This is a genomic window from Burkholderia sp. APQ4-4ca, assembly GCF_057837105.1.
This window is the reverse complement of the sequence record NZ_JBYQCG010000090.1, coordinates 1-3,301: the sequence shown is the minus strand read 5'-3', so window position 1 is coordinate 3,301 and position 3,301 is coordinate 1. Positions and strand designations below refer to the sequence as shown.

At 68.3% G+C, this 3,301-nt stretch carries 3 protein-coding genes and 1 pseudogene; all 4 read right to left on the bottom strand.

The window, feature by feature from the left end; all coding sequences use genetic code 11:
- Positions 1-216, bottom strand: a pseudogene (locus AC3IFE_RS10780) (1-acyl-sn-glycerol-3-phosphate acyltransferase); the annotation flags it as partial.
- Positions 217-259: 43 nt separating this feature from the next.
- Entirely contained in the window at positions 260-823 is a 564-nt protein-coding gene (gmhB, locus tag AC3IFE_RS10775; protein WP_089468398.1) for a D-glycero-beta-D-manno-heptose 1,7-bisphosphate 7-phosphatase, read from the bottom strand.
- A gap of 10 nt (positions 824-833) precedes the next feature.
- Entirely contained in the window at positions 834-2,933 is a 2,100-nt protein-coding gene (glyS, locus tag AC3IFE_RS10770; RefSeq protein ID WP_489190507.1) for a glycine--tRNA ligase subunit beta, read from the bottom strand.
- A gap of 22 nt (positions 2,934-2,955) precedes the next feature.
- The coding region (locus AC3IFE_RS10765; protein WP_489190506.1) for a glycine--tRNA ligase subunit alpha at positions 2,956-3,301 on the bottom strand (346 nt) is incomplete at its 5' end.

Genomic DNA, 3,301 nt, shown 5'->3' with positions numbered 1-3,301 from the left:
GGCCGGGCCGTCGGGCAGGTTCTCGAACCCTTCGATTCGGTAGCGGATGCCGTTCAGCCAGCGCACGACCCACAGCGTCGACTTGCACCAGCCGGCCGCCATCCAGTAGCGCGCGTCGGGGCGCATGAACGGGAACGCGATGAAGCACGCGGTGGCGTACGGCACCGTGTACAGGATGAAGTAGATCAGCAGCAGCAGGGAGCGGACGAAGCGCATCGGCGTGAGTCTGGCGTTGGGGAGGATGCGCGCGGCAGCCGCATCACTCGTGTTCGTGTGAAAGAAAATCGAGCGCAAACGCGCGCAGGTCGTCGTGGACCTTCGTGTCGGGCGGCAGATTGCCCGCGGCGAGCGTCTTCTTGCCCTTGCCGGTCAGCACGAGGTGCGGCTGGAAGCCGACCTCGACGCCGGCCTGCAGGTCGCGCAGCGAATCGCCGACGACCGGCGTGTGACCGGGATCGATCTCGAAGCGCTCGGCGATCATCTGCATCATGCCGGGTTTCGGCTTGCGGCAGTCGCAGTGATCCTCCGCCGTGTGCGGGCAGAAGAACACCGCGTCGATGCGCGCGCCGACCGCGGCCGCCGCGCGATGCATTTTCAGGTGCATCTCGTTGAGCGCGGCCATGTCGAACAGCCCGCGACCGATGCCGGACTGGTTGGTCGCGACCACCACGCGGTAGCCCGCGTGGTTGAGCCGGGCGATCGCCTCGAAGCTGCCGGGCAGCGCGATCCATTCGTCGGGCGTCTTGATGAACGCATCCGAATCGACGTTGATCACGCCGTCCCGGTCGAGGACGACGAGCTTTCGGTTGGGGCTGGTCGGCATCGTGCGGCCCTTACGCGGCGAGCTTCGAGATGTCGGCGACGCAGTTCATCTGCTGGTGCAGCGCGGACAGCAGCGCGAGACGGTTCGCGCGCAGCGCCGGATCTTCCGCGTTGACCATCACGTCGTTGAAGAACGTGTCGACCGGCGCGCGCAGCGCGGCGAGCGCCGACAGCGCGCCCGTGTACGCACGCGCCTCGAGCTGCGACTGCACGTGCGGCGTGACGGCTGCGAGCTGTTCGTGCAGCGCCTTCTCGGCCGCCTCGACGAGCAGCGTCGGCTGCACCGCGCCGTTCGCGCCGCCTTCCGACTTCTTCAGGATGTTCGAGATCCGCTTGTTCGCGGCCGCGAGCGCTTCGGCTTCGGCGAGGCGCGTGAATTCGCGCACCGCGTCCAGGCGCGCGACGAGATCGTCGATGCGCGTCGGGTTCAGGCTCAGCACCGCGTCGATTTCGCCGGCCGAATAGCCGCGCTCGCGCAGCAGGCCGCGCAGGCGATCCATGAAGAACGCGAAGATCGCGTCGGTCGATTCGGCGACGCCCGGCACGCCGTCGAAGCGTGCGTGGGCCGTGCGCAGCAGCGACACGAGATCGAGCGGCAACTGCTTCTCGAGCAGCAGGCGCAGCACGCCGAGCGCGTGGCGGCGCAGCGCGAACGGATCCTTCTCGCCGGTCGGCGCGAGGCCGATGCCCCAGATGCCGACGATCGTTTCGAGCTTGTCGGCGAGCGCGACGGCGGTCGACACCGGCGTGGTCGGCAGTGCGTCGCCGGAGAAGCGCGGCTGGTAGTGCTCGGCGCACGCGAGCGCGACGTCGTCGGCTTCGCCGTCGTGACGCGCGTAGTACGTGCCCATCGTGCCCTGCAGTTCCGGGAATTCGCCGACCATGTCGGTCAGCAGGTCGGCCTTCGCGAGACGCGCGGCGCGCTTCGCGTGCGCGGTGTCGGCGCCGATCGCCGGGGCGATCTCGCCGGCCAGCGCCTCGAGGCGCTCGACGCGCGCGAGCGCCGAACCGAGCTTGTTGTGATAGACGACGTTCGCGAGTTGCGGCACGCGCTCGGCGAGCGGCTTCTTCTTGTCCTGCTCGAAGAAGAACTTCGCATCGGCGAGGCGCGGGCGCACGACGCGCTCGTTGCCTTCGACGATCTCGCCCGGCGTCTTCGTCTCGATGTTCGACACGATCAGGAAGCGCGAGCGCAGCTTGCCGGCGACGTCGGTCAGCGCGAAATACTTCTGGTTCGTCTGCATCGTGAGGATCAGGCATTCCTGCGGCACCTGCAGGAATTCGTCCTCGAAGCGGCACGGGTAGACGACCGGCCATTCGACCAGCGACGTGACTTCGTCGAGCAGCGCTTCGGGCATCACGACCGTGTCGCCGTTCGCATGTTCGTTCAGTTGCGTGCGGATCGTTTCGCGGCGATCGGCGAAGTGCGCGATCACGCGGCCCTTGTCGCGCAGCGTGTCGGCATAGGCGCGGGCATGCTGGATCGCGACGAGTCCGTCGGACAGGAAGCGGTGGCCGAGCGTCGTATCGCCGGCATCGATGCCGAACGCGGTGACGGGCACGACGCGGTCGTCGTGGAGCACCGTCAGGCGATGCACCGGGCGCACGAACTTCACGTCCGAGCCGTCCGGGCGCTGGTACGTCATGAATTTCGGGATCGGCAGCTTCGCGAGCGCTTCGTCGAGCGCGGCCTGCAGGCCGTCGGCGAGCGTGGCGCCGGCCGCCGAGTAGTTGATGAAGAACGCTTCGGCCTTGCCGTCCTGCGCGCGTTCGAGATCGGCGATCGACGCGTTCGGGTGGCCGAGCGCCGCGAGCTTCTTCGCGAGCGGGGCCGTCGGCTTGCCTTCGGCGTCGAGCGCGACCGACACCGGCAGGACTTTTTCGCGGACCTGCTTGTCGGGCGCGACGGCGCGCACGTTCTGCACGACGACCGCGAGGCGGCGCGGCGTGGCGTAGCGCTCGAACACGAGTTCGCCTTCGACGAGGTCGCGCGCGGCGAGGCGTTGGGCGATACCTTCGGCGAATGCGTCGCCGAGGCGTGCGAGGGCCTTCGGCGGCAGCTCTTCGGTCAGCAGTTCGACGAGCAGGGGGGCGGGATGATTGTGCGTCATGTCTGGAATAAATCTCGTCTCGTCAGTCCTGATCGATCTTGCGTTCGACCTTGAGCGGCGGCGCCCATGCCGGTTGCGCGGCGTCCTGGGCGTCGGTGGTGAGGCCCGGCACGCCCGGCGGGTTGCCGAGCATCGGGAAGCCGAGCTTCTCGCGCGAGTCGTAGTAAGCCTGCGCGACGAGACGCGACAGCGCGCGGATGCGGCCGATGTACGCTGCCCGCTCGGTGACCGAGATCGCGCCGCGCGCGTCGAGCAGGTTGAACGTGTGGCCGGCCTTCAGCACGAGCTCGTACGCGGGCAGCGCGAGCTGCGCGTCGATCATCTTCTTCGCTTCCGCTTCGTAGCTGTTGAAGAACGTGAACAGCAGG